Origin of the sequence: Roseomonas haemaphysalidis, assembly GCF_017355405.1 — a bacterium.
Lineage (GTDB): Bacteria > Pseudomonadota > Alphaproteobacteria > Acetobacterales > Acetobacteraceae > Pseudoroseomonas > Pseudoroseomonas haemaphysalidis.
Genome location: NZ_CP061177.1, coordinates 2,623,850 through 2,649,482 on the forward strand (window position 1 = coordinate 2,623,850; position 25,633 = coordinate 2,649,482).

Consider the following 25,633-nt stretch of genomic DNA (forward strand, 5'->3'; position numbering starts at 1 on the left):
GCCATGAGATGTTCACAACCCGCCCCGAGATCGCCGGCACCTTCGGCGTGGTCGGCAGCACCCACTGGATCGCCAGCCAGGTGGCGATGGCGGTACTGGAGCGCGGCGGCAATGCCTTCGACGCCGCCGCCGCCGCAGGCTTCACGCTGCAGGTGGCCGAGCCGCACCTGAACGGGCCGCTGGGCGACTGCCCCATCATCATCCACGACGCGAAAGCCGGCACGCAGCACGTGATCTGCGGCCAGGGCGTGGCGCCCGCCGGCCTGACGGTCGGCAAGGTGAAGGATGAGCTGGGGCTCGACCTGATCCCCGGCACGGGGCTGCTGGCCGCCATGGTGCCCGGCGCTTTCGATGCCTGGGCGACCATGCTGCGTGACTGGGGCACCTGGGCGCTGGCCGACGTGCTGGAATTCGCCATCGGCTATGCCGAGCGCGGCATCCACTACGTGCCGCGCATCTGCGCCACCATCCAGACCGTGAAGCCACTGTTCGAGAACGAATGGAAGACCTCCGCCGCCCTGTGGCTGCGCGACGGCGGCCCCAGGCCCGGCGCGCTGTGGTCGAACCCGGCGCTGGGCGCCACCTATGCGCGCGTGCTGCGAGAGGCCGCCGCCGCCGGGGGTGACCGCGTGGCGCAGATCGATGCCGCCCGCCGCACCTGGTACGAGGGCTTCGTGGCCGAGGCGATCGACCGCTTCTGCCGGGACAACGAGGTGCTGGACGCATCCGGCCGCCGGCACAGGGGCGTGCTGACGGGCGACGACATGGCCCGCTGGCGGGCGCCTGTGGAAAAGCCGCTGTCCTTCGATTATCGCGGCACCACCATCCTGAAGTGCGGCCCCTGGAGCCAGGGCCCGGCGATGCTGCAGACCATGGCGGTGCTGGCCGGCTTTGATGTCGGCGCCATGGACACGATGGGCGAGGAGTTCGTCCACCACGTGATCGAGGCGATGAAGCTCGGTTTCGCCGACCGCGAGGCCTTCTACGGCGACCCCGACTTCGTGGACGTGCCGATGGATGTGCTGCTGTCCGAGCCATACAACGCCGAGCGGCGCAAGCTGATCGGCCGCGAGGCCTCCCTGGAGCTGCGCCCCGGCACGGTACCCGGCCGCGCGACCCCCTGGGTGGACCACGATGCCGAGCGGCGACTGTCCATGCTGGGCGCCGCCGGCGCCGGCGAGCCGACCGTGTCGCGTCTCGGCGTTTCGGGCGCCGACACCTGCCATGTCGATGTCATTGACCGCTGGGGCAACATGGTGTCCGCCACGCCATCGGGTGGCTGGCTGCAATCCTCGCCCGCCATTCCCGAGCTCGGCTTCGCGCTCGGCACCCGTGGCCAGATGTTCTGGCTGGACGAGTCGCTGCCCAACGGCCTGAAGCCCGGCAAGCGCCCGCGCACCACGCTGTCCCCCGGCATGGCGCTGCGCGATGGCAAGCCCTGGATGGCCTTCGGCACCCCCGGCGGCGAGCAGCAGGACCAGTGGCAGCCTATCATGCTGTGCCGCATGCTGGACCACGGGCTGAACATCCAGCAGGCGATCGACGCCCCCGCCTTCCACAGCGAGCACTGGCCGTCCTCCTTCTGGCCGCGCATGGCCCGGCCGGGCAAGGCGGTGCTGGAAGGCCGGCTGGGGCAGGATGTGCTCGACGCCCTGCTGGCGCGCGGCCACAAGGCGGAGCTGGGCGGCGACTGGTCGGAAGGCCGGCTTTCCGCCGCCCGGCAGGAGCCGGACGGGCAGTTCTTCGCCGGCGCCAACCCGCGCGGGATGCAGGGCTACGCGGTGGGTCGCTAGTAGCCGGCTTCCTCGTCCTCGGCCCAGTCGCGCAGCAGGGTGAAGCCCACCGCCAGCAGCACGGGGCCGAGAAACAGGCCGAGAAAGCCGAAGGCGAAGACGCCACCCAGCGCGCCCAGGATGGTCAGCAGCAGCGGCAGGTCCGCGCCGCGGCTGATCAGCCAGGGGCGGATGACGTTGTCCACGCTGCTGATGATGACGGCGCCATACACCAGCAGCACCACGCCCCAGACGGTCTGCCCGGTGGCGAAGAGGTAGATCGCCGCCGGCAGCCAGACCACTGCCGCGCCAACGGGCAGCACCGACATGGCGCCCGCCAGCACGCCGAACAGCACGGGGTGCGGCACGCCGGTCACCCACAGCCCCACCGCCGTCAGCGCACCCTGCGCCACGGCGGTACCGAGCAGCCCGTACACCACGCCGATGGTCACCGCCGCCGTCAGCTGCACTAGACGCTTGGCCTGCGGCCCGGCGATGCGCTGCGCCAGCCCTTCCATGACCCGTGCCATGGCCGGGCCATCCCGATAGAAGAAGAACGCGAGCAGGATGGCGACCACGAACTCCACCAAGCCGGACAACACCGCCAGCAGCAGCCCCAGCACGTTCTGCGCGATCATGCCGGCATAGGGCCGCAGCATGTTGGTCAGCGGCGAGATATCCAGTTGCAGCGACGCCCAGCGGTCCTGGAGAAAGGCGCCGATCATGGGGATGGCGCCGAGCTTGTCGCCCAGCCCTGGCAGGCCCTCGCCAAAGAAGCTTTCCACGGCGCGGCGCAGGCCATCCACGTCCTCCGCCTTCATCGGCGTGGCCAGCAGGATCGGCAGGCCGACCAGCAGCATCTCCGCCGCCACCATCACCAGGGCCGCGATGGTCGGGGAAAGCCCCAGCTTTTCGCGCAGCATCCGGCACAGCGGCCAGGTGCAGTACGACAGGATGGCGGCCCACAGCAGCGCCGAGATGAAGGGCCGCAGGATCAGCAGGCAGCCGACCAGCAGGGCGGCCAGGGCAACGAAGCCGAGCAGCCGGGCGGGCCGCAGGGAATGGTCGCCGGAGGAAGGAGGATGGCTCATGCGCGCAGATTGCCCGAGCAGCCACGCCTCCGCCAGCGCGGCGCCGGGGTTGCTCTTCCAGGCTGGCGTTCTAGCCTAGCCGGCAATGGCGGCCCGCGGGCCAGGTGCCGCCGAACCAAGGGAGAGCCGAATGCCGCGCTTCGCCGCGAACCTGTCCATGATGTTCCAGGAGATGCCGTTCCTGGATCGCTTCGCCGCCGCGCGGGCGGCCGGCTTCACCGCCGTCGAGTTCCTGTTCCCCTATGACTTCCCGGCCGCCGAGATCGCCAAGCGCCTGCAGGACAACGGGCTGCAACAGGTGTTGTTCAACGCGCCGCCCGGCGACTGGGCACAGGGCGAGCGCGGCACCGCCTGCCTGCCCGGCCGCCAGGAGGAATTCCGCGACAGCATCAAGAAGGCGCTGGACTACGCCGCCGCCCTGTCCTGCCCCCGGCTGCACGTGATGGCGGGGCTGGCGCCCGCCGGCGTGGCGCGGGACACGCTGACGGGCACCTATGTCGCCAACCTCGCCTGGGCGGCGGAACAGGCGGCCCCGGCCGGCGTGAAGCCGGTGATCGAGCCGATCAACCACCGGGATATCCCGGGGCTGTTCCTGAACACCATGGACCAGGGTGCCGCGATCATCGCCGCGGTGGGACCGGACAGGCTGGGCCTGCAGTTCGACCTCTACCACTGCCAGGTGACGGAGGGTGACATCGTCAAGCGTGTGGAAAAGCACCTGCCGATCATCGCCCACATGCAGGTCGCCGACGTGCCGGGCCGCAACGAGCCGGGCACCGGCGAGGTCAACTGGCCTTTCGTGTTCAGCCGCATCGACGCGCTGGGGTTCCGCGGCTGGATCGGCTGCGAATACCGCCCGGCGGGCGAAACGGTGGCCGGACTTGGCTGGTTCGCGCCCTACCGCGCCTGAATGCAAGACAAGGAAAGTACAAGATGAAGATCGGATTCATCGGCCTGGGCATCATGGGCCGCCCGATGGCACTGCACCTGCGCGCGGCCGGGCACGACCTCCTGGTGCCGGAGCGCGCCAGCCTGACGGCCGAGCTGCGCGAAGCCGCGACCACCCTGCCCGACCCCGCCGCCGTCGCCGGGGCGGCGGAGGTGGTGATCCTGATGCTGCCTGACACGCCGGACGTCGAGGCCGTGCTGTTCGGACCGCGCGGGGTGGCGGAGGGGATCGGCAGCGGCAAGCTGGTGATCGACATGTCCTCGATCAGCCCTGTGGCCACCAAGGACTTCGCGGAACGGATCAACGCCCGGGGAGCGGACTACCTGGATGCGCCCGTTTCGGGCGGCGAGGTCGGTGCCAAGCAGGCGACCCTGACCATCATGGTCGGCGGCAGCCAGGCTGCCTTCGACCGGGCACAGCCTTTGTTTGCGACCATGGGCAAGAACGTGACGCTGGTGGGCGAAAACAACGGCGCCGGCCAGACCTGCAAGGTGGCCAACCAGATCATCGTCGCCCTGACGATCGAGGCGGTGGGCGAAGCGCTCGTCTTCGCCGCCAAGGCGGGTGCCGACCCCGCGAAGGTGCGGCAGGCACTGATGGGCGGGCTAGCGACCTCGCGCATCCTGGAACTGCACGGCGACCGGATGATCAAGCGCACCTTCGATCCCGGCTTCCGTATCGCGTTGCATCAGAAGGACCTGAACCTCGCCTTGCAGACCGGGCGCGAGCTGGGGGTCGCTTTGCCGAACACGGCCATGGCCCAACAGTTATTCTCGGCCTGCGTCGCCGCCGGCGGTGGCGGCTGGGACCATTCCGGCATGGTGAAGGCATTGGAAACCTTGTCGGCGCAGAAGGTCTCGCCGGACTGAGTCGCAAAATACGTAGAGCTTGGCTAATTTACATCGGCGTGGATTTCACAGTTGCCAATCCGAGACGCCGGGCGCATTTTCCTGGCTCAGGACCGCCGCGCGAGACACGTCTCCCGTGGCGGTCCGATTGAGTTGTCTGTGATCCACAAGGGGTGTCATGCGCTTCGCCGATATCGGCCAGCAGTTGCGGGCCTACCGCCTGGAATCCGGCATGCGGGCCGAGGAGATCGCGGCGAGGCTCGGCGTCTCCCGTGCCGCGCTGTACCGGTACGAGAAGGGCGAGGTCATCAAGCTGGACACGATCCGGCGCCTGGCCGAGTTATTGAAGATCTCGCCGCTGTCGTTGCTCGGCATCGGGGTCGAGTATTTTTCCCGCCCCCTGGCATTTCAGGAGCGTCTGCGGCAGGTCGAGGAACAGGCCGATCAGGTGCTCCAGGTGGGTGGCGCCATCTGCTACCAAGCGACCACGGAAGCCTTCGACGGCGCACTGGCCGAAGCCTGGGCTGAAGCAGCGGACCAGGCCCCGGAGCGCATCGCGGCCCGGGCGGCGGCTGATCAGGCGATGGGGCTGCTGGTGGCCCGCAAGAAGCTGCACCAGTCCCGCCGCGCCAACATCATCGCCATGCTGTCGGAGTCGGCACTGCGTCGCATGCTGGTCGATGGCGTGGCCGCCGGCGGCAGCCTGTCCGACCGCACCCGTACGCGCTGCCGCCTGGCGGCCCGGGCGGAAGCGGAAAGCATCGCCGCGCAGATGGAAAGCGTGCCGATCGGATTGCAACTCGGCCTGCTGGCATCCGAGCCGGCGGGCAACTTCCTGGTGCTGCGCGGCCGTGACCGCGCGCATGTCTGCCTCAGCCCTTTCGCGCCGGAGATGACTCCGGGGGCCGGCATCGGCGTCGGGAGTATCACGGCTGCGGATGAAGCGGTGGCCGCGCACCAGCGCGTTGCCGAGGCCGCCTGGCGGGATGCGTTGAAGGGAAGCGCGGCCGCCAGCCGCGTGCGCGACCTGATCCGCGAAACCACGCGCTAGGGCGATGCCACGGGCGGGCGAAGGTTGATGTGTGCTTCCATCACCTCGTCATCCTCGGCCGAGCGCTTCACGGAAAAGCCCAGCGAGCGCACGAAGCCCAGCATCGGCTGATTATCCGCCAGAACCTGGCCGACGACGGTGCGGATGCCCTGTGCTTCTCCCCAATGCAGCAGGCGGCGGATCATGTGGCTGGCTAACTTCTGGCCTTTCCAGCCCGGCAGCGTGACCACCGCGAATTCGCCGCTGTCGCGCCCCGGGTCGCGGATCAGCCGCGCGGTGGCGGCCAGCCGGTCCGGCTGCCCCGGGCGCTGCTCCACGGCCACCAGCGCCATTTCCCGGTCGTAGTCGATCTGCGTCATCCGCACGACCTGCTCGGGCGGTAGGGCCCGGATCTGTGAGAAGAAGCGCCAGCGGACATCCTCGGGCGTGAGCTGCGTGAAAGCCTCCGCCAGGGCCGTGGCGTCTTCCGGACGGATGGGCCGGACCATCAGGCTGCGGCCATCGCGTGCCGTCCAGCCTTGAGAAAGCTCTGCTGGATAGGGCGGGATCGCCAGCACGCCCGCCGCCCCCGCCGGGCGCAACGTGAGGGAGGCGTCCAGTGCCACGACCTCCGCGCCCCGTGCCAGGAGGGGGTTCACGATGAGGTCGGCGATCTCCGGGAAATCGACCGCGATCTGCGACAAGCGCACCAGGCTATCCGCCAGGGCATCCAGGTCCACCTTCGCCAGATCCCGGAACCCAGCCAGCAGCCGCGCGCCCCGGGTGCGGCGGATCATCGCCAAAGCCAGCGTGCGGTTGAGCGGCGGCAGGTCGAAGGCGATGTCGTCTTCGAAGTCCGACGTGGTGCCGCCGCGGCTGAAGCTGATCCATGGTCCGAACATGCTGTCGTCACCAAGCCGCAAGCGCAGCTCATGCCCGCGCGGCATGCCGCCGCCCGCCATGCGCTGCACCAGCAGGCCGTGCAGCCGGATGTCGGGGTGGTGCCTGGCAGCCCGGTCCAGCATGGCCTGCGCCGCAAGCCGCACGGCCCCGGCATCCCCGAGATTCAGCGACACGCCGCCGATATCGGTTTTGCGCGGCAAGTCGGGGCTGGCGAGCTTGACGGCGACGGGGAAGCCGAGCCGGCTGGCGACCTCGGCCGCCTCCGCGGCATCGGCCGCAGCCTCGCCCGCGATCACCGGCTGACCGTAGGCGGCCAGCACGGCGAGCGCTTCCTGCTCGGTCAGGGCATGGCGCCCGCTTTGGCGCACAGCGTCGATGATGCCGCGCACGGCCGTGCGGTCGGGGACCAGCCGCAGCACATCCTGCGGCGGAAGTTCCGCCGCGGCGGCGCGGTTGCGGCGATCCATGGCGAGGTGCAGCGCGCCACGCACCGCCGCCTCCGGCGCGTTGAAGACGGCGATGCCGGCACGGCCCAGCATCTGCCGCCCCGCCTCGGCAGTGGCATGGCCGAGCCAGCCGACCAGCACCGGCGCCCCACGCGTGGCCCGGGCCGCCGCCACGATGGCGTTGGCGGCCACCATGCTGTCGGCGCCGGCCGCGGGCGCATGGATCGCCACCACCGCATCGACCTCCGGCATGGTGGCGAGGATCGCCGCCGCCTCCGCCAGGCGGTGGCTCTGGCCGGGTGGCAGGATCAACGGATTGGATGTGCTGGCCGGCGGCAACAGAACCGCCAGGGCCTGGGCAGCCGCCGTCCCCCAGGCGGCCAGGCGGCCACCGCCGGCCACCACGGCATCGGCCGCCAGCTGAGCCGGCCCCTGCCCGTTGCTGACGATCGCGATCCGGTCCCCCGCCATGGCATCCGGCCCGGTGCGGCGGGCCGGGCGCACGCGGGCCAGCGTTTCCACGGCGGACAGCATATCCTCGAAGCCCGTCGCGCGCAGCACGCCGGCGCGCCGCAACGCCGCCTCCATCACCGCATCGGCGGTCCCGGACGCATCCGACTGGCGGCCGCCCGGCCGCAACGCCACCACGGGGCGCGTCCGCGCCGTGGCCCGCAGGGCCGAGACGAACATCCGGCGGTTCTTGATGCGGCGGATATCCAGCAGCACCGCGCCGGCCTGGGCATCGCGCGCCAGCCAGTCCAGGGCCAGCGCGAAGCCGATGCCCTGGTTGGTGCCAATGCCGATGATGTGGCTGAAGCCGAGGTCCTCGCCTGTCGCCCAATCCAGCACTGCCCTGGCCATCGCCGCCGACTGGCACAGCAAGGCCAGCTTGCCCGCCTTGGGCGGCAGATGCGCGAGGCTGGCGTTCAAACCCACCGTCGGCAGGCACAAGCCGAAGCTATGGGCCCCGAAGACACGGATGCCGGTCGCCTCGCACAGGGCGACAAGGTCGGGCGCGGCCACCGGCACGACGACGGCAAAGCACCCCTTGGCCGCCAGCGCCGCCATTGCCTGGCCCTGTGCCTCCGGCGGCAAGCACAACACGGCCAGGTCGGGCGACACCGGGAGATCTTCGATGGCACCAAAACATTCGAAGCCATCTGCTGCCACGCCGACGGCGAACAACCGCCCCTGGAACCCCCCGGCGGCCAGATTGCCGAGGATGATGGCGGTTTCCGGCAGCGCCGCATCGCCCACCAGCACCACGGCGCCGGGGCGAAACAGCGCTTCCGGCCGAAAGCCGGTTTGAGCACGGGCAAGCGGGATGGGCAGGTTCATGGATATCCACCATGCGCGCGCCCTGCCCGGCCCTGCAACCGCCCCTGGTCAGGCCGCCAAGCGACGCCCCCCGGCCAATTCCGCGCCCAGGAAGCGCGCCAGGGCGCCGGGGCCAGACCGGGGCGTACCGGCAACGCCAGCGGCTTCCTCTGCACCGGCATTGTAATTGGTGTTCGTGTTGACGTCGTAGACCAGGGTGCGGCCCGCGTCGTCCTGAATGAACTCGATGCCCGCAACGTCAATGCCCGCCTGGGACAGAAACGCTTCCAGCTTCGCACGCAGGCCAGCATCGATTCCATCGGGCAGGATGCGGAACCGCGGGGCCTCGGCCACAACGGTTTCACCGACAGGGCAGGCCGCATCGCCCACGGCGCAGACCTCGGCGGGGCACAGCTCGAAACCCGCAGTCGTGTCGACTTCAACGGCATACACGAAGCGTCCGCCGACGAACTCGGCGCGGGTGATGACGGGGCGCGGCGCGCGCACATATTCCTGCAACAGCCAGATGCCGTCGACCGGCGCCTCGTCCTGCGGCAGACTGTCCAACTGCCGGGCCAATGCGTCGACGTCCGCGAACAGGCGTACGCCAAGGCCCTTGCCACCACGGTTCGGCTTCAGGATGACAGGCTGCCCGGCAAAGTACCGATGCGCCGCAGCAAGCAGGGCCGCACGGTCATCCTGAACCATCACGGTGCGGGGAACGGTCAGTCCGGCTGCCTCCAGCGCCGCATACTGCCGGACCTTGCTGATTTCCAGGTCCAGCGCCGCCGGGCCATTCACAACGCGGCGCCCGTGGCGCGACAGCCAAGCAAGAACAGCCGCGGTCAGCTCGGCGGCATAGCGATGGCCGCGCGTATGCGACGACGCGCTCATGCGGTTGTAGAACACGCCTTCCGGCGGCACGGAGGACAGATCGAAGGTACCGCTCGACAGGTCCAGCTCCTGCCAGGGCACACCGGCGGCATCGAACGCATCGGCCAGTGGCGGCAGCCAAAGCGGATTCTCATGGATGACGTGAACGACGGACATTGGTTCCACCTCGAAATTCTGTGTTTTAACGGTCAATCAGAAGATTGGTTGTTAAATCACAAAATTCCTAGGGGCAATCGCAGCTAGTACAGCAGATTCACGTCCGATCCGAACCGATCAAAATCCGCTCCATATGCGTGAATTGAGATGGCATTCGCCATGCTGAGGTTGGACAGGCGGTGGATCAGGTCGGGGTCAGCGGGCCCGGAGCTGGTGTCGCCGGAGCGGCGAAGAAGCGCGGCCGTTTGCACGGGCTGTGCGGCTTGGTCGGGCAAGGCGTAGAAGCCTTCCGTCAGGCTTCCGGTATGGACGCCTAGCGCGCACCACGTGCGATGCGCATGGACCGGACTCATCTGCCCCGGGCGCCACACCAGCGCCACGACGGCATAGCCTTGTTCCCGATCGGCATGTAGCAGGTGGCGGATATAGCCGTTCGGGCAGCTTTCGCAGGATGCCGCACTCAGCAGGTCAGGTTGCCGCAGGTGAGGCGCCATGGCGGCGGCGATACGCGCCGGACGATCCGAACCATCGGTGCCGATCACCGCCCGATGAATATCGGACAGCATGCGGGACAGGGTGAGGGAATGGCAGGAAGAGAATGCGTTCATCGGTTCAAACCGCCGTCCGGGAGTCGGGTGCCGTCAATGCCGTCAGGACCATGGTGCGGGATGCCGCGACCTGCTCGCACATGATCGCCGCCGCCTGGTCCGCATGGCCCAGGGCCAGGGCTTCAATCAGGGCATGGTGCTCATGCGCCATCTCGCCCGTCCGGTCGCGACGCCGCAGGCCCAGGGCCAGCATGCGCGTGCTTTCGTCTAGCAACCGGTCGATCTGCCGGGCCAGCCGGGCGTTGCCGGACAGGTCGGCCAGGGCGACGTGGAACGCCTTGTTGGCGTCGAGAAAGGCGTGGGTGCTCTCCTCGTCGCCCGGCTGGTAGCCGCAGGCGCAGATGGCATCCAACCTGCGCAACAGCGCGGCATCGATCTTGCCAGCGGCCAGACGCGCTGCCTCCGCTTCCAACAACAGCCGCAGCCCGAAGACCTCATGGATGTCGCGAATGGTGACCAGGGAGACGATCCATCCGCGGCGCGGCACGGCTTGTACCAGGCCTTCGTCGGCCAGACGCGCGAGCGCGGCGCGGATCGGCGCCTTGCCGAGCGAGAGATGTTGCGACAGCGCCGCCTCGCTGAGGGTCTGCCCGGGGCGAAGCCGGGTTGTCAGGATCTCTCGGCGCAAAGCCGATACGGCTTGCTCGGTCAGGGAGGCGGGTGGCTCGATCGGAAGAAGCAGCGACATTCCGGTGAACTCCGACTGACATGTCAGGACCATCATGACGCGGCGTGGAGCAGCCGACAACAAAAAAGCCCCGGTGCATCGCTGCACCGGGGCCATCGCCGCAACACCGTGGTGCTGCTTAGTCCTTCATGATCACGGCCTGCCGGCCACGCTGCCCGTCCTTGACCTCCAGCGCGACCTTCTCGCCCTGCTGGACTTCCTGCTTGCCCGCGCGCTGCAGGACGGAGGAATGCAGGAACACGTCCTGGCCCCCATCATCCGGCGTCACGAAGCCGAAGCCACGCACCTGGTCGAACCACTTGACCGTGCCGTTGACCGCATAGGTCGGGCCGCCTTCGTCGCGGCCGAAGTCACGGCGCGGCGGACGGTCACCGAAGCCACCGCGCGGAGCACCGAACCCACCGCCGCCGCCGCCGCCAAAGCGATCGCCGCCGCCGAAGCGGTCACCACCACCGAAGTCACGACGCGGCGGGCGGTCGCCAAAGCCGCCGCTGGGCGCACCGAAACCACCACCGCCGAAATCACGACGCGGGGGGCGGTCGCCAAAGCCCCCGCTGGGCGCGCCGAAGCCACCGCCGCCGCCGCCAAAATCACGGCGGGGGGGACGATCGCCGAAGTCGCGGCGCGGCGGACGGTCGTTGTAGCCACCGCCCGGGGGCGCGAAGTCGCGGCGTGGGGGACGGTCACCGCCCCCGGGGCCGAGCTTGCGCTCATGGATGCGGGTGACAAGGCGGCGGCCCTGCCGGTCGGAGCCGATTTCGCAAACCAGCTTGTCACCGGTCTCAGGGGGCTCGATCCCGGCCTCGGTCAGTGCCGAAGCGTGGAAGAACACGTCCTGGCCATCAGGGCCCAACACGAAGCCGAAGCCCTTGCGGCCATTGTACCACTTCACCTCGGCCTCAATCGGCCCGGTGCCACCCTGCGAATCGTTGTCCGGCAACACTGCGTCTCGTATCCGTAAAAAGCACACGGCCCGACGGGATGCAGGACCGGTATCGTCATCCTCGCATCACGTCGGGCCGATTGCTAGCCGAATCGGCAAGATTCCCCGCCGATGAACTCGTTTTTAAGCCGTTCCGGCTTACCCGGCATCCGCCAAAGCGCGCTTGGCCATGACGCTGACAAGGTTGGCACGATAGGCCGCGCTGCCGTGGATGTCGCTGTTCAAATCATCCGGCGACTGCTTCACGCCGGACAGGGATTCAGCCGACCAGCTGGATGCCAGGGCGGCTTCCATCTCCGTCTGCCGGAAGGCGCAGGAGCCGGCGCCGTTGACGCCCACCTTCACGCCGCCCGCACCCTTGGCAATGAACACCCCGGCCATGGAATAGCGGCTCGCGGGGTTGCGCAGCTTCGCGTAGCCGGCCTTTTCCGGGATGGGAAAGGAAACGGCGACCAACAGCTCGCCCGGCTCCAGCGCCGTGGTGAACATGCCGAGAAAGAACTCGTCGGCAGGGATGCGGCGGCTGCTGGTGACCATGGTCGCCCCCAGGGCCAGTGCCGCGGCCGGATAGTCCGCCGCCGGGTCATTGTTGGCGATGCTGCCGCCCAGGGTGCCGCGGTTGCGAACCTGGGTATCGCCCACCGTGGAGGCCATGCGCGCCAGGGCCGGGATCGCGGCCTTCAGGGTCGGGTCCGTGGCGACCTCGTAGTGCTTCGTCATGGCGCCGACGACGATGGCATCCCCTTCCCGCCGGATGCCCCGCAGCTCCGCGATACCACCCAGGTCCACCAGCGAGGTCGGGCGGTTCAGCCGGTGCTTCAACGCCGGCAGCAGCGTCATGCCGCCGGAGATCGGCTTGGCATCCGGATCAGCCGACAGGATCTTCACCGCATCGGCCACGGTGGTCGGGGTGTGGTATTCGAAATCGTACATCTGCCGCGCTCCTCAGCCGATCGCCGGCGCCAGCTCGGCGCGCTTGCCGTGCATCACGTCCGCCGCCGCCGCAATCGCCTTGACGATGTTGTGGTAGCCGGTGCAACGGCAGATGTTGCCGTCCAGGCCTTCGCGGATGTCGTGCTCGGTCAGCCCCTGCGGGTTCTTCTTCACCAGGTCGATGGCGCTCATCACCATGCCCGGGGTGCAGAAGCCGCACTGCAGTGCATGATACTCGCGAAATGCTTCCTGCATCGGATGCAGCGTGCCGTCGGCGGCAGCCAGCCCCTCGATGGTCGTGATCTGCGCGTTCTGGGCCTGCACGGCCAGGATGGTACAGGCCTTGACGCTGTCCTCACCGATATGCACGACGCAGGCGCCGCACTGGCTGGTGTCGCAGCCCACATGGGTGCCGGTCAGGCGCAGTTGCTCGCGCAGCACCTCGACCAGCAGGGTCCGCGCCTCCACCTCCACGGTGTGGGACGTGCCATTCACCGTCATCGTGACTTGCGGCATGCCGCTTCTCCCCATGCGTCGAAGCCGCCGCGAAAAGCGGTGGCCGTTGCTGAAACCTCAACCCGCACCGGCCCCGCCGTCAAGCCACCGCACAACAAAGCATGCGGTCGTCAAAGTAATTGCGAACGCTTCGCATTATCGAATACTTGGCGGGCATGAACGCAAATCGGGCGGAGGCTGCCGCCCCCGCCCGACCGTTGCACCACGCCGCCGCTTCAGGCCGCGGCGGCCATGCCCCGGCGCAGCGGATTCTGTTCCGCCGGCAGGTCATGGAGGTGGCAGGCGGCCCACTGACCGGGCTCCGTCTGCTGCAACCGGGGCTCGTCCGTCTTGCAACGGTCGAACACATAGGGGCAGCGGGTGTGGAAGCGGCAACCGGACGGCGGCTTGATCGGGCTGGGCACGTCGCCTTTCAGAATGACGCGCTGGCGCGCCATTCCCGGCTCCGGCACCGGCACGGCCGACAGCAGCGCCTCTGTGTAAGGGTGCTTCGGCGCGGCGAAGAGGCTGCGCTTGGGTGCGATCTCGACGATCTTGCCCAGGTACATCACCGCCACGCGGTGGGTCATGTGCTCCACGATCGCCAGGTCATGGCTGATGAACAGCAGCGCCAGGCCCAGCTCCTTCTGCAGATCCTGCAGCAGGTTCACGATCTGCGCCTTGACCGACACGTCGAGCGCGGAAACCGCCTCGTCGCAGATGATCAGCTCCGGCTCGCCCGCCAGGGCACGCGCGATGCAGATGCGCTGGCGCTGGCCACCGGAAAACTCGTGAGGAAAGCGGCCCAGCGCATCGCGCGGCAGGCGCACCGTGTCCATCAGCTTGTGCAGGCGGGCATCCAGCTCAGCGCTGTTCTTGGCGAGGCCGTAGTTGCGGATCGGCTCAGCCAGGAGGTCGCGGACCCGCATGCGCGGGTTCAGGCTGCTGAACGGATCCTGGAACACCACGCCGATACGTCGGCGCACCGGCCGCAGCTTGCTTTCCGACAGGTCGTCGATGCGCTGGCCGTCCAGCACCACCTGACCGGAGGTCGGGTGATACAGGCGCAGCAGCGTCTTCCCGACCGTGGATTTGCCGCAACCGGACTCGCCCACCAGTGACAACGTTTCCCCTTTGTCGACATGGAAGGAAACGCCGTCCACGGCGTAGACATTGCCTGTGGTGCCGCCAAAGAAGCCGGCCTTGATGGGAAAGTGCTTCTTCAGGTCATCGACCTGCAGCAGCGGGCGGGCGGCGCGGGCGAGCGGGTCTCTGATGCTCGTGCTCATGCGGCGACGGCCTCCTTCAGGGCGTAGTGGCAGGCGGCGATATGACGGGGCGCCTTTTCCTCCAGCGCGGGCGCCACCTCGCGGCACAGCTCCGTCACCTGCGGGCAACGGCCGGCGAAGACACAGCCCTGGATCTTCTGCTTCATGCTCGGCACCAGGCCGGGGATCTCCGCCAGGCGGGACGACTGCCCGCTGAGAGAGGAGCCCAGCTTCGGCACCGCCCCCAGCAGGCCCTTGGTGTAGGGATGCTTGGGGTTGTTGAACAACTCGCTGACCGGCGCTTCCTCGACCTTGCGGCCGGCATACATCACGATCACCCGCTCCGCGACCTCGGCCACCACGCCGAGGTCGTGGGTGATCAGAACGATGGCGGCGCCCACGCGGTGCTTCAGGTCGCGCATCAGGTCCAGGATCTGGGCCTGGATGGTGACGTCCAGCGCCGTGGTCGGCTCGTCGGCGATCAGCAGCTTAGGGTTGCAGGCCAGCGCGATGGCGATCATTACGCGCTGCCGCATGCCGCCGGACAACTGATGCGGGTATTCCTTCACCCGCCGTTCCGGCGCCGGAATGCCGACCAAGCGCAGCATTTCCACCGCGCGCGCCTCGGCGTCCTTCTTGTTGAGGCCCTGGTGCAGCTGCACCGCCTCGCCGATCTGCTTGCCGACGCTGAGCACCGGGTTCAGCGAGGTCATCGGCTCCTGGAAGATCATGCTGATCTCGTTGCCGCGGATCTTCCGCATCTCGGCGTCCGGCAGCTTCAGCAGGTCTCGGCCCTGAAAGCGGATCTCGCCCGCGATCTTGCCCGGCGGCTCCGGGATCAGCCGCAGGATGGACATGGAGGTGACGGACTTGCCACAGCCGGACTCGCCGACGATGGCGACCGTCTCGCCCGCCTCCACCGAGAAGCTGAGCCCATCCACCGCGCGGTTGACACCATCGCCCGTGGCGAAGTGGGTTTGCAGATTTTCGACTTCGAGCAGTGCCATGAAATTACACCCGCTTCGCGAGGCGCGGGTCGAGCGAATCCCGCAGGCCGTCGCCCAGCAGGTTCACCGCCAGCACGGTGATGGAAAGGAACAGCGCGGGGAAGAACACGATGTAGGGCTTGACCTGCCAGAGCGCCCTGCCCTCCGCCATGATATTGCCCCAGGACGGGATGATCGGCGGCGTGCCGGCCCCGATAAAGGACAGGATGGCCTCGGCGATCATGGCGCTGGCGCAGATGTAGGTGGCCTGCACGGTCATGGGCGCCAGGGTGTTGGGCAGGATGTGGCGCCAGATGATCACCGGCGTGCGGGTGCCCGAGGCGATGGCGGCTTCCACATAGGGCTGTTCGCGCAGCGACAGCACGACACCACGCACCAGCCGCGACACGCGCGGGATCTCGGCCACCGTGATGGCCAGGATGACGTTGCCGACGGAGCCGCGGGTCAGTGCCATCAGCGCGATGGCCAGCAGGATCGACGGGATGGACATCAGCCCGTCCATGATCCGCATGATGATGCTGTCCGCCCAGCGCACAAAGCCGGACACCAGCCCGATGGCCAGCCCGATCACCGAGGAGGCGATGGCCACGCCGAAGCCCACCATCAGCGACACGCGGGTGCCGTACAGCACGCGGGAATACACGTCCCGGCCCAGCATGTCGGTGCCGAACCACCAGCGGGCCCCGGGGTCGCGCGTGCGCATGGCCGGCGCCAGGGCGGTGGGGTCCTTGGTCCACAGGTAAGGGGCGAAGATGGCGATGGCCAGCATCAGCAGCAGCAGGAAGCCGCCGATGGCAATGGTCGGGTGGCGCATCAGGTAGCCGACAAAACCCTTGCGGGCCCGCCGGTTGGGCAGGATGTCCGGCATCGGCTTGGCGGCGGTGGGCATGCCGCCCGGCGGCAGGACGCCGGGCGGAAGGGTGCTGGTGCTCAATACCGGATCCTCGGGTCGAACAGGGTGTAGCTCAGGTCGATCAGCAGGTTGACCAGCACGTAGATGAAGCTGAACAGCAGGATCACGCCCTGGATGACCGGATAGTCGCGCCGCAGGATGGCGTCCACCGTCAGGCGGCCGAGGCCAGGAATGGCGAACACGCTTTCCGTCACCACCGCGCCGCCGATCAGCAGCGCGACGCCGATGCCGATGACGGTGACGATCGGCACCGCCGCGTTCTTCAGCGCGTGCAGGAATAGGATGGTGCGCTGGCCGGCGCCCTTGGCGCGGGCGGTGCGGATGTAGTCCTGCTGCAGGATTTCCAGCATGGTCGCGCGGGTGATGCGGGCAATCAGCGCGATGTACACGCCGCCCAGGGCCACCGCCGGAAGGATCAGGTTCTGCAGCCAGGGCCAGAGGCCGTTGGCGATGGGCGTGTAGCCCTGCACCGGCAGCCAGTCGAGTTCCAGCGCGAAGACATAGGCCAGCAGGTAGCCCACCACGAAGACCGGCACGGAAAAGCCGAGCACCGCGAAGCCCATGACAAAGCGGTCGATCCACGAACCCGCCTTCCAGGCGGCGATCACGCCCATCGGCACGGCAATGCCGATCGCCAGGATCAGCGTCACGACCATGAGCGACAGGGTCGGCTCGATCCGCTGCGCGATCATGCGGGTGACCGGCAGGTTGGTGAAGATCGACAGTCCCAGGTCACCCTGCATGATGCGCCAGGCCCATTCGGTGAAGCGCACCAGGAAGGGCCGGTCCAGCCCAAGGCTGGCACGGATGCGTTCCACGTCGGCGGGCGTGGCCTGGTCGCCGGCGATCACGGCGGCCGGGTCGCCCGGCGCGAGGTAGAGCAGGCTGAATACGAAGAGAGCGACGATCGCCATGACGGGGATCGTCGCGAGGATACGTCGGATGATGTAGGCGAACATGATGATCCGATCAGGTTTTGGAAACGCCCCAGAAGAACGGCGCGGGCGCTTTCACGACTCCGGCGATGTTCTTACGCCAAGCCTGGTAGGACAAGAAGAATCCCGTTGGCGCGTAGAGCCCGAAATCGGCCGCGGCGGCGTTCATCTTGCTCACCGCAGCCTGTTCCGCGGGAAGTCCCGAGGCGGCGAACCATTCGTTTCGCGCGTTTTCCACCGCGTCACTTTTTGGCCATCCGAACCAAGCATTGTCGCCGTTGGCACGCAAGCCTGTATAGGACGCGGGACTGACGCAATCGGCACCGGCGTGCCAGGTGTGGAAGATGTGCCAGCCACCCTGGCTCGGCGGTGTCTTCAGCGCGCGGCGGGAGCCGACGGTGCCCCAGTCGGTCGCCACGAAGTCCACGTTCATGCCAAGGCGCTTCAGCAGATCGGCGCTGACATCCCCGAAGGCCTTGGTGATCGGCTGGTCCTGCGCCACCACCAGGGTGATCGGCCTGCCATCATAGCCGGCCTCGGCGAGCAGTTTCCTGGCGCCGTCGATGTCCCGACGGCCCTTGAGGATGCCGCCACCCTCCTCGGTGTAGAGCGGCGTGCGGGGGGTGAAGAAGCCGCCCATCTCCTGCCACAGGGTCTGGTCGTCGCCCATCAGGGCGCGCATGTAGTCTTCCTGGCTGAGCGCCATCAGCACCGCGCGGCGGGCGCGCACGTCGTTGAACGGGGCGTGCAGGTGGTTCATGCGGAACACGCCGACATTGCCGAGCGGATCGGCGATGTCGACGGCGATGTTGCGGTTGCGGCGGAGCACCGGCACGAGGTCGGAGATCGGGTTTTCCCACCAGTCCACCTCGCCGTTCTGCAAGGCGGCCGAGGCTGTGGCGGGGTCCGGCATCACGGCCCATTCCACCCGGTCCACCAGCACCCGCTTGGCGCCGGCCATCCAGCTCGGCTTTTCGTCGCGCGAAACATAGCCGTCGAATTTTGCAAAAACGGCGCGGGCGCCCGGCACCCATTCGTCCCGCACGAAACGGAAGGGGCCGGAGCCGACGTATTCCGTGATCTGCGCGAAGGGATCGGTCCTGGCGATGCGCTCCGGCATCACGAAGGAACATGGCGAGTTGGTTTTGCCCAGCGCCAGCAGCATCTTCGGGTAGGGAGATTTCAGCGACCAGCGGAAGCTGCTGTCATCCAGGGCCACGAGCTCGTTCTGGATGGCCAGGATCATCTGGCCCATCGGGTCGCGCACCGCCCAGCGCTTCAGGCTGGCCACGGCATCCCGCGCCCGCACCGGCTCGCCATCGTGGAAGCGCAGGTTCGGGCGCAGCTTGAAGGTCCAAACCAGGCCGTCAGCCGAAACCTCCTCGGACTCCACCATCTGGCGCTGCGGCACCATGGCCTCGTCCAGGCCATAAAGCATGTCCCACACCAGGAGGGCGGCGTTGCGCACGACGTACTGCGTGCCCCAGATCGGGTCGAAGTTCGCCAGGTTCGCCTGCGGCACAAAGCGCAGGGTGCGTGCCGCGGCTCCCTGCGACAGGGCCGGCGCCGCCACGCCGCCGAGCGCCGTGGCGGCACTTCCGGCCAACGTAGCCTTCAGGAACGACCTTCTTTCCATCGCTGCGTCATCCTCGCTCGGGGCGGCGTCGCGGATCGCGGGCCTGCGGTGCCCAAGCACGAGCCGTGCCAGTCACCGCATCCATCCCCGCGCCACGCGCGCCCCCGGGCGGCTGCCCAAGAAAACAGCAGTTCGGAACGTCAGCCTCGCCGGACGTTCCAGAACAACGGCAGGCCCTTCAGCACGTTGGTCAGGTCGCGCCGGTAGGCGGTGGCCTGGAAGTATTGTCCGACCGGCAGGTAGGGCACGTCGCGGAATGCCTGGAGCTGGATCTCCCGGCCGATCGCCTTCTGCGCGGCGGCGTCGCTCGCCTCGAACCATTCGTTGCGCAGTTCTTCCAGCTTCGGCGCCGTCGGCCAGCCAAACCAGGCGGCCTGGCCGTGGCCGCGCAGGGCCTGCTGCACGCCGGGGTTGAACATGTCGAGCCCGGCCCAGAAGGTGAAGAACATGCTCCACCCGCCCTTCTCCACCGGCTCCTTGCTGGCGCGGCGCTGCACCACGCTGCCCCAGTCGGTGGACACGAACTCGACGTTGACGCCGGACTTCACCAGCATGTCGCGGCCGACCTGCGCCAAGGCGTTCAGGGAGGGGAAGTCCGCCGCTGCCAGCAGGACCACCTTTTCACCCTTGTAGCCGGCGGCGGCGAGGTCACGCTTGACCTTGTCGTAATCACGCGGGCTGGTCAGCACCTCCATGCCGGCATCGCTCGCCAGGGGGGTGCCGGGCGGAAAGATGCCGACGCCGTCCCGCCACAGCGACTTGTCGGTGCCGATCACCGCGGTCATGAAGTCTTCCTGGTTGACCGCGCCGAGCAGGGCCCGGCGGATCGCAGGATTGTCGAAAGGCGGGTTCAGGTGGTTGAACCGGGCCATGCCGCAAAGCCCGGTCGGGTCTTGGTTCTCGATGACGATGTCGCGCGAACGCCGCAGCACCGGCTGCAGATCGCCGGTCGGCTGTTCCCACCAGTCCATCTCACCGCTTTGCAGCGCACCGGCGGCGGTGGCCGCGTCGGGGATGGTGCTCCACTCGACGCGGTCGAAATGCACCACCTTCGGGCCCGCAGTCCAGCTCGGCGTGCCGTCCGGCCGCGGCACGTAGCCGGCGAACTTCTCGTATACCACCTTGCTGCCCGGCACCCGCTCGTCCGCCTTGAAGCGGAACGGGCCAGAGCCGACCACCTCGCGGATCGCCGTGCCGGGGTCGGTGCGTGCCAGGCGTTCCGGCATGATGAAGCAGACGGGCGTGGATGGCTTGGCCAACGCCTCGAACAGCAGCGGAAACGGCTTCTTCAGCCGGAACACGAAGGTCCGGTCATCGGTGGCCGACAGGTCGTCCAGGCTCGCGAACAGCACCTGCCCCAGCGCGTCGCGGGCCGCCCAGCGGCGGATCGACGCCACGGCATCGGCGGCACGCACCGGCTCGCCGTCATGGAAGGTCATGCCGCTGCGCAGCACCATGGTGATGCGCTTGCCGTCATCCTCGACCGTGTGGCCCTGCACCATCTGGGGCTGGGCGCGGAAGTTCTCGTCCATGCCGTACAGCGTGTCCCACACCAGATAGGCGTGGTTGCGGCTGATGTAGGCCGTGGTGATGATCGGGTCGATCACCGCGAGGTCCGACTGGGCGATGAAGCGCAGCGTCCGGGCATTGCCACGCTGCGCGATGGCGAAGCGCGGCAGGGAGGAGGCAACCGCGACGCCGGCGGCGCCGCTGAACAACTGGCGTCTCAACATTCGGTCGGTTTCTCCCGCAGGGACTGGATGGGGTGGCGAGGGAAGCCGAGCCCCGGTGCACGCGCAAGGGGGGAATCGCGGCCCCCGGCTTGGCAGCGCCGCCGGCTGCGCCTATGGGCCGCCCCATGTTGCCGCATCGCCTGCTGTCCCGCCTGCCACCGGCTCACGCCAAGCTGCTGGCGGAACTGCTGCGCTTCGGCGTGGTCGGCACCCTGGGCTTCGTGGTCGACACCGCCACCTTATATCTGGCGCTGGCGCTGGGGGCCGGATTGTACGGCGGCCGGGTGTTGTCCTACCTCGCGGCGGCTTCGGCCAATTGGGTGCTGAACCGCGCCTGGACCTTTCGGAGCGCTGATCGCAGCCGGCCGGGGCGGCAATGGCTGATGTTCCTGGCGGTGAACCTGCTGGGGTTCGTCTGCAATTACGGCACCTACGCCGTGCTCGTCGCAGGCTGGCCGATGGCCGCGGCGCACCCTGTTATCGCGATCGCCGCCGGCTCGATTGCCGGACTGGCTGGGAATTTCCTGCTGAGCAGGCGCTTTGTCTTTAAGACATCACAGTGATGCTTGGCCATGCTGGGTCATATATTAATGATGCTTCACGCAATCCTCTATTATGACCTGTATGGCAGAGCTTCGGCTTGATAACGATATTGATCCGGTGTTTGTGATAATTGCCCTATGAGAACTGCCTCGTTTTGCGCGATACTGTAGCTTCCTTGCACGGGATGAAAATTGTGCCCCTGTATGCCCCTCGCCAGCTGTGCGAAACCCCATGTCATTCCTGAACCGCCAGCCTGGCCCGGAAGTGTCGGCCGATAATCCGCTGAGCCGGGCGATCGGCGCCTGCCGCCGGGAATTCACGGCTGTCGGGCTGTTCAGCGGCGTCGTGAACCTGCTGCAGCTCACCGTCTCCATCTACATGATGCAGGTGTTCGACCGGGTGCTCGCCACCCGCAGCCTCGATACGCTGCTGTTCCTGACGCTGATCGCGCTGGGGGCCATCCTGCTGCTGGCGGTGCTGGAAGCCGTGCGCAGCCAGGTGATGCAGCGCATCGCCAGCTGGGTCGAGGCCCGCGTTGCGCCGGAAGGGTTCGAGCGGGCGCTGGAAGCCCAGCTGCGCGGCCGGCCTTACCGGATGGAGGCCCTGCGGGACTTGGCGGTGTACCGGTCCTGGGTCAGCTCGCCGGGCGCCCTGGCGGTCTACGATGTCCCCTGGGTGCCCATCTACCTGGCCGCCATCTTCCTGCTGCACCCGGTGATGGGCATGATCGCCCTGGCGGGCGCGGTGCTGTTGTTCGGCCTGACGCTGCTGAACGAGTATTCGACCTCCGCCCTGCTGCGGCAGGCCAACACGGCGGCGCAGGCGGCGCAGCGGCGGGCCGATGCCATTGCCCGCAATGCCGAGGTCATCGACAGCATGGGCATGGCCGGGGCGGTGATGCAGCGCTGGCAGACCGGCGTCGACCAGATCGCCGGCCCCCAGCAGAAGGCGGCGAACCGGGCGGCGATCCTGCTGTCCTCCACCAAGTTCTTTCGCCTCGCGGTGCAGCTGGCGGTGCTGGGCGTAGGCGCTTACCTGGTGCTGCAGCAGGAAATCACCTCGGGGGCCTCGATCGCCGGCTCCATCATCATGGGCCGCGCCCTGGCCCCGGTGGAGCAGCTGATCGGCGGCTGGAAGGGCCTGGTGCAAAGCCGCCAGGCGCTGAAGCGGCTGAAGGCATTCCTGTCCATGCCGCGCATCCGCCCGCCCGGGCTGGCGATGCCCGCACCGCTCGGCCACGTCAGCGTCGAGCGCGTCACCTACGGCATTCCCGGCCAGACCACGGCCATCATCAAGGGCGTGACCTTCTCGCTGGAACCGGGCGAGAGCCTCGCCATCATCGGCCCCTCGGCGGCCGGCAAGACCACGCTGATCCGCATGCTGATCGGCACCCTGCCCGCCTCCACCGGCCATGTGCGGCTCGATGGCGCCGACGTCTTCACCTGGAAGCGCGAGGATTTCGGCCGCCACATCGGCTACCTGCCGCAGGACGTGGAGCTGTTCGACGGCACGGTGTTCCAGAACATCGCCCGCATGGCGGAGGCCGAGCCCGACGACGTCTTCGCCGCCGCCATGCTGGCCGGCTGCCACGACATGATCCTGCGCCTGCCGCAGGGCTACGACACCGAGATCGGCGAAGGCGGGCAGCATCTGTCCGGCGGCCAGCGGCAGCTGGTCGGGCTGGCGCGCGCCATGTTCGGCGCCCCCAAGCTGGTCGTGCTGGACGAGCCGAATTCCAACCTCGACGGCGACGCCGAGGCCGCCCTGCAGCGCGCCGTGGACACGCTGAAGAGCCAGGGTGCCACGGTGGTCCTGGTGTCGCACCGCCCGGCGCTGGTGCAGGGCGTCGACAAGGTTCTTCTGTTGCGTGACGGGGCGGCCGAGATGTTCGGGCCGCGGGCCGAGGTGCTGCGCCGGCTGATGCCGCCGCCGCGCCCGGCCTCCGCCACCACGGCGGCCACGGCGCCGTCCACCCAACTCACCCCGGCAGGGCGCCTGGCGCCTGGAGGCGCGGCATGAGCGTAACCACTTCTCCCTCCGGCGCCCTGACGGACCGCCGCAACCTGCCGCCGCTGGTGGCGGCACCGGTGCTGCCGAAGCGGCCCCGCACCTCGGGCCCGATGATGCTGGGGATCGGCTCCATCGTGCTGTTCATGGGTGGCTTCGCCGCCTGGTCCACCCTGGCGCCGCTGGCCGAGGCCGCCATCGCCCCCGGCCAGATCCGCAGCGAAGGCAGCCGCCGCACCATCCAGCATCTCGAAGGCGGCATCGTCCGTGAGATCCTGGCGCGCGATGGCGACCAGGTGAAGGCCGGCCAGGTGCTGATGCGCCTCGACGAGGTGCAGTCCGACAGCAGCCTGGAAACATTGCGTGGCCAGCGCTGGGCTTTGCTGGCGCAGTTCGCCCGCCTGCAGGCGGAGCACGAGGGGGCCGGCGACATCGCCTTTCCGGCGGAGCTGCTGGGCACCACGGACGCCCGTGGCTTGGAAGCGATGACCGGCCAGCGCACTTTGTTCGCGGCCCGGCAGGCCAGCCTGAACAGCCAGATCCAGGTGCTGGAAGCCCGCGCGGCGCAGCAGGAGGCGACCGCCTCCTCCGCGCAGGCGCAGATCGGCAGCCAGCGGCGGCAGCTCGAGCTGATCCGTCGCGAGGAGCAGGACGTCAAGACGCTGGTGGCCCAGGGCCTGGAGCGCATGCCCCGCCTGCTGGGGCTGCAACGGCAGGCCGCCGCCTTTGAAGGCAACCTGCAGGATCTGCTGGGCCAGACCGAGAAGGCCGCCGCCGGCGCGCGGGAAGCGCGCAGCCAGATGATCCAGACCCGCGACCAGCGCCGTGCCGAGATCTCGACTGAGGCACGCGACGTGCGGTCCCGGTTGAACGATGCGGATGAGAAGCTGCGGGCCGCCCAGGATGTCGCCACCCGCCGCGAGATCGTGGCGCCGGAAGACGGCACCGTCATGAACAGCAAGTTCTTCAACCTCGGCGCCGTGGTTCGCGCGGGCGAGCCGGTGATGGAGCTTGTGCCGTCGCATGACCGCCTGGTGGCGGAGGTACAGTTGTCGCCGAGCGACATCGACGTGGTCTACCCCGGGCTGCAGGCCGAGGTGCGGCTGCCGGCCTTCAAGCAGCGGCTGGTGCCGTTCCTGCATGGCCACGTGACCTATGTGGCGAGCGACGTGTCCATGGACGACCGCACGCGCGCCAGCCATTACCGCGTGCAGATCACCGTGGACCAGGACCAGCTGGCCCGGCTGGAAAACGTGGAGCTGCGGGCTGGCATGCCCGTGGAGGCCCAGATCCAGACCGGAAGCCGCAGCTTCCTGCGCTACATGATCCAGCCGGTGCTGGACAGCTTCCACCGCGCCTTCCGCGAACAATAGGACCCGCAACCCGCATGGTCGACCAACCCACTATCTTCGCGGACGGCATCCTGGAAGCGAGCGTCAACTTTGGCGTCGCCCGGATCACCCTGGCGCAGACCCGGGCGGACGGTTCGCCGGTCGCCTGCGGGCAACTGGTGGTGCCGGTGGTCCAGCTTCCCGCGCTGGCCAATGGCATGCTGTCGCTGTTGAAGCAGATCGAGGCCAAGGTGAAGCAGGCGCAGGAACAGCCTGCCCCGGCGGCACCGCCGGGTGACTCGGCGGAGGCGATGCCGGGTGCCTTCCGCTTTTCCGGCGGCTGACCAGAACGCTGTGTTGCCGGCAGGACTCAGCCCTGCCGGAGACGCAGCGCCAGGACAGGATCGTCCGTCGCGACCAGATCCAGCCCGAGTTCCAGCGCCTTGCCGAGGCGAGCAGCGTCATTGGCACCCCAGGCACCGACGGTCAGCCCCGCCCGGCGCAAGTCCTGGCAGAGGGCGGCGTCGATCGCGCCGATCTCGGTTTCAACGGCCCGCACACCGTGCGCGCGTGCGGTCGTGATCACGCCGTCCGCCCCCATGCTGCGGAGCGACGCAGCATCAAACAGCCACACCACCTCACCCAACCCTCCGGCCTGGATTGCGGCCGCCGCGATGGCGACGTCGAAGGCGATGATGGAGGTCTGCGGGCGAATCGCCGCGTCATCGATGACGTCCAGGCTGCGCCGCAGCAGGTCCAGCTGGCCCGCGCCTTTGATCTCCACCTGCAGCATCGCCGTTTCGCCGCGGAGCAGCGCCGCGACGTCCTTCAGGCGTGGGACGGTGGCGTGCTCATGTCCCCGCAATGGGGTTGCAACGAGCGATGCGGCGCTTTGCAGAGCCACCGGACCGGTGGCCAGGGTGGTGCGGTCCAGCGTGCTGTCATGGATCACCACCGGCACGCCGTCCGAAGACAGGTGAACGTCGCATTCCAGCGCATCGACGCCGATCCGCAGGCTGTTGCGAAAGGCCTCGACGCTGTTCTCGGGCCACAGCAGGGCGCCGCCCCGGTGGCTGACGATGCGGGTCCGATGTTGCGAAGCTGGGCCACGGGCGCCAGCCTTGTCAGCGCTCGCGTCAGTGCCGTTGCGCCCGCAGGCAATGGTTGGTTCCGTGCTCAAGATATCG

Annotated in this window: 23 protein-coding genes; 8 read left to right on the top strand and 15 right to left on the bottom strand. The window is 68.5% G+C overall.

The annotated features are described in order from the left end of the window. Window positions 1-8 precede the first annotated feature (8 nt). Window positions 9-1,793, top strand: a complete 1,785-nt coding sequence (locus tag IAI59_RS12155; protein ID WP_207419951.1) for a gamma-glutamyltransferase family protein — start codon at window positions 9-11, stop codon at window positions 1,791-1,793. Here IAI59_RS12155 and IAI59_RS12160 read toward each other — a convergent pair. Beyond that, entirely contained in the window at window positions 1,790-2,863 is a 1,074-nt protein-coding gene (locus IAI59_RS12160) for an AI-2E family transporter (RefSeq protein ID WP_207419950.1), read from the bottom strand. The genes IAI59_RS12155 and IAI59_RS12160 overlap by 4 nt on opposite strands. 130 nt (window positions 2,864-2,993) lie before the next feature. Here IAI59_RS12160 and otnI point away from each other — a divergent pair, with 130 nt between their 5' ends. From otnI to IAI59_RS12175, 3 genes are all read left to right on the top strand, one after another. Next, the gene (otnI, locus tag IAI59_RS12165) at window positions 2,994-3,773 is read left to right on the top strand and encodes a 2-oxo-tetronate isomerase (protein ID WP_207419949.1); all 780 of its coding nucleotides are present in this window, start codon (window positions 2,994-2,996) and stop codon (window positions 3,771-3,773) included. A gap of 23 nt (window positions 3,774-3,796) precedes the next feature. After that, the gene (locus tag IAI59_RS12170) at window positions 3,797-4,681 is read left to right on the top strand and encodes a 2-hydroxy-3-oxopropionate reductase (RefSeq protein ID WP_207419948.1); all 885 of its coding nucleotides are present in this window, start codon (window positions 3,797-3,799) and stop codon (window positions 4,679-4,681) included. A 157-nt stretch (window positions 4,682-4,838) separates the two neighbouring features. Continuing rightward, window positions 4,839-5,711: a helix-turn-helix domain-containing protein gene (locus IAI59_RS12175; RefSeq protein ID WP_207419947.1), complete on the top strand. Its 873-nt coding sequence runs from the start codon at window positions 4,839-4,841 to the stop codon at window positions 5,709-5,711. On the opposite strand, the gene IAI59_RS12180 is transcribed toward IAI59_RS12175, so the two are convergent. The 13 genes from IAI59_RS12180 to IAI59_RS12240 form a co-directional block, all read right to left on the bottom strand. Continuing rightward, the gene (locus tag IAI59_RS12180) at window positions 5,708-8,377 is read right to left on the bottom strand and encodes a bifunctional acetate--CoA ligase family protein/GNAT family N-acetyltransferase (protein ID WP_207419946.1); all 2,670 of its coding nucleotides are present in this window, start codon (window positions 8,375-8,377) and stop codon (window positions 5,708-5,710) included. The two genes, IAI59_RS12175 and IAI59_RS12180, sit on opposite strands and share 4 nt — an antisense overlap. A 48-nt stretch (window positions 8,378-8,425) precedes the next feature. After that, window positions 8,426-9,406: an ATP-grasp domain-containing protein gene (locus IAI59_RS12185; protein WP_207419945.1), complete on the bottom strand. Its 981-nt coding sequence runs from the start codon at window positions 9,404-9,406 to the stop codon at window positions 8,426-8,428. 83 nt (window positions 9,407-9,489) lie between these two features. Next, window positions 9,490-10,014 carry a cysteine dioxygenase family protein gene (locus tag IAI59_RS12190; protein WP_237181073.1) on the bottom strand — a complete coding sequence of 175 codons (525 nt, stop codon included), beginning with the start codon at window positions 10,012-10,014 and terminating at the stop codon, window positions 9,490-9,492. Window positions 10,015-10,018: 4 nt separating this feature from the next. Continuing rightward, a complete protein-coding gene (locus IAI59_RS12195) occupies window positions 10,019-10,798 on the bottom strand; it encodes a GntR family transcriptional regulator (RefSeq protein WP_237181072.1) in 780 nt (259 codons plus the stop codon). A gap of 22 nt (window positions 10,799-10,820) precedes the next feature. After that, entirely contained in the window at window positions 10,821-11,645 is an 825-nt protein-coding gene (locus tag IAI59_RS12200; RefSeq protein ID WP_237181122.1) for a cold-shock protein, read from the bottom strand. Between the two features lie 138 nt (window positions 11,646-11,783). Continuing rightward, window positions 11,784-12,578 (bottom strand): FAD binding domain-containing protein, encoded by a 795-nt coding sequence (locus IAI59_RS12205; protein WP_207419943.1) that lies wholly within the window; start codon window positions 12,576-12,578, stop codon window positions 11,784-11,786. A gap of 12 nt (window positions 12,579-12,590) precedes the next feature. Beyond that, the gene (locus tag IAI59_RS12210) at window positions 12,591-13,094 is read right to left on the bottom strand and encodes a (2Fe-2S)-binding protein (RefSeq protein WP_207419942.1); all 504 of its coding nucleotides are present in this window, start codon (window positions 13,092-13,094) and stop codon (window positions 12,591-12,593) included. Window positions 13,095-13,309: 215 nt separating this feature from the next. After that, window positions 13,310-14,362 (bottom strand): ABC transporter ATP-binding protein, encoded by a 1,053-nt coding sequence (locus IAI59_RS12215; protein WP_207419941.1) that lies wholly within the window; start codon window positions 14,360-14,362, stop codon window positions 13,310-13,312. Next, on the bottom strand, window positions 14,359-15,348 hold the full coding sequence (locus IAI59_RS12220; RefSeq protein WP_207419940.1) for an ABC transporter ATP-binding protein: 990 nt from the start codon (window positions 15,346-15,348) through the stop codon (window positions 14,359-14,361). The genes IAI59_RS12215 and IAI59_RS12220 overlap by 4 nt, the downstream gene beginning before the upstream one ends. A gap of 4 nt (window positions 15,349-15,352) precedes the next feature. After that, entirely contained in the window at window positions 15,353-16,282 is a 930-nt protein-coding gene (locus IAI59_RS12225) for an ABC transporter permease (protein WP_408887635.1), read from the bottom strand. Further along, window positions 16,279-17,220 (bottom strand): ABC transporter permease, encoded by a 942-nt coding sequence (locus IAI59_RS12230; RefSeq protein WP_207419939.1) that lies wholly within the window; start codon window positions 17,218-17,220, stop codon window positions 16,279-16,281. Before IAI59_RS12230 ends, IAI59_RS12225 begins: the two co-directional genes overlap by 4 nt. Before the next feature lie 10 nt (window positions 17,221-17,230). Then, complete coding sequence (locus tag IAI59_RS12235) at window positions 17,231-18,832, bottom strand: ABC transporter substrate-binding protein (RefSeq protein ID WP_207419938.1); 1,602 nt, start codon at window positions 18,830-18,832, stop codon at window positions 17,231-17,233. 140 nt (window positions 18,833-18,972) lie between these two features. Then, entirely contained in the window at window positions 18,973-20,565 is a 1,593-nt protein-coding gene (locus IAI59_RS12240) for an ABC transporter substrate-binding protein (RefSeq protein ID WP_207419937.1), read from the bottom strand. Between the two features lie 125 nt (window positions 20,566-20,690). Between IAI59_RS12240 and IAI59_RS12245 the strand changes: the two genes are divergently transcribed. From IAI59_RS12245 to IAI59_RS12260, 4 genes are all read left to right on the top strand, one after another. After that, window positions 20,691-21,128 (top strand): GtrA family protein, encoded by a 438-nt coding sequence (locus IAI59_RS12245; RefSeq protein ID WP_207419936.1) that lies wholly within the window; start codon window positions 20,691-20,693, stop codon window positions 21,126-21,128. A gap of 211 nt (window positions 21,129-21,339) precedes the next feature. Further along, window positions 21,340-23,127, top strand: coding sequence for a type I secretion system permease/ATPase (locus IAI59_RS12250; RefSeq protein WP_207443803.1), 1,788 nt, complete (start codon window positions 21,340-21,342; stop codon window positions 23,125-23,127). Beyond that, window positions 23,124-24,488, top strand: a complete 1,365-nt coding sequence (locus IAI59_RS12255; RefSeq protein WP_207443805.1) for an HlyD family type I secretion periplasmic adaptor subunit — start codon at window positions 23,124-23,126, stop codon at window positions 24,486-24,488. The genes IAI59_RS12250 and IAI59_RS12255 overlap by 4 nt, the downstream gene beginning before the upstream one ends. A gap of 14 nt (window positions 24,489-24,502) precedes the next feature. Continuing rightward, window positions 24,503-24,790, top strand: coding sequence for a hypothetical protein (locus IAI59_RS12260; RefSeq protein WP_207418429.1), 288 nt, complete (start codon window positions 24,503-24,505; stop codon window positions 24,788-24,790). A 26-nt stretch (window positions 24,791-24,816) separates the two neighbouring features. Here the strand turns inward: IAI59_RS12260 and IAI59_RS12265 are convergent, their stop codons facing one another. Then, entirely contained in the window at window positions 24,817-25,626 is an 810-nt protein-coding gene (locus IAI59_RS12265) for a glycerophosphodiester phosphodiesterase (protein ID WP_237180841.1), read from the bottom strand. Window positions 25,627-25,633 lie beyond the last annotated feature (7 nt).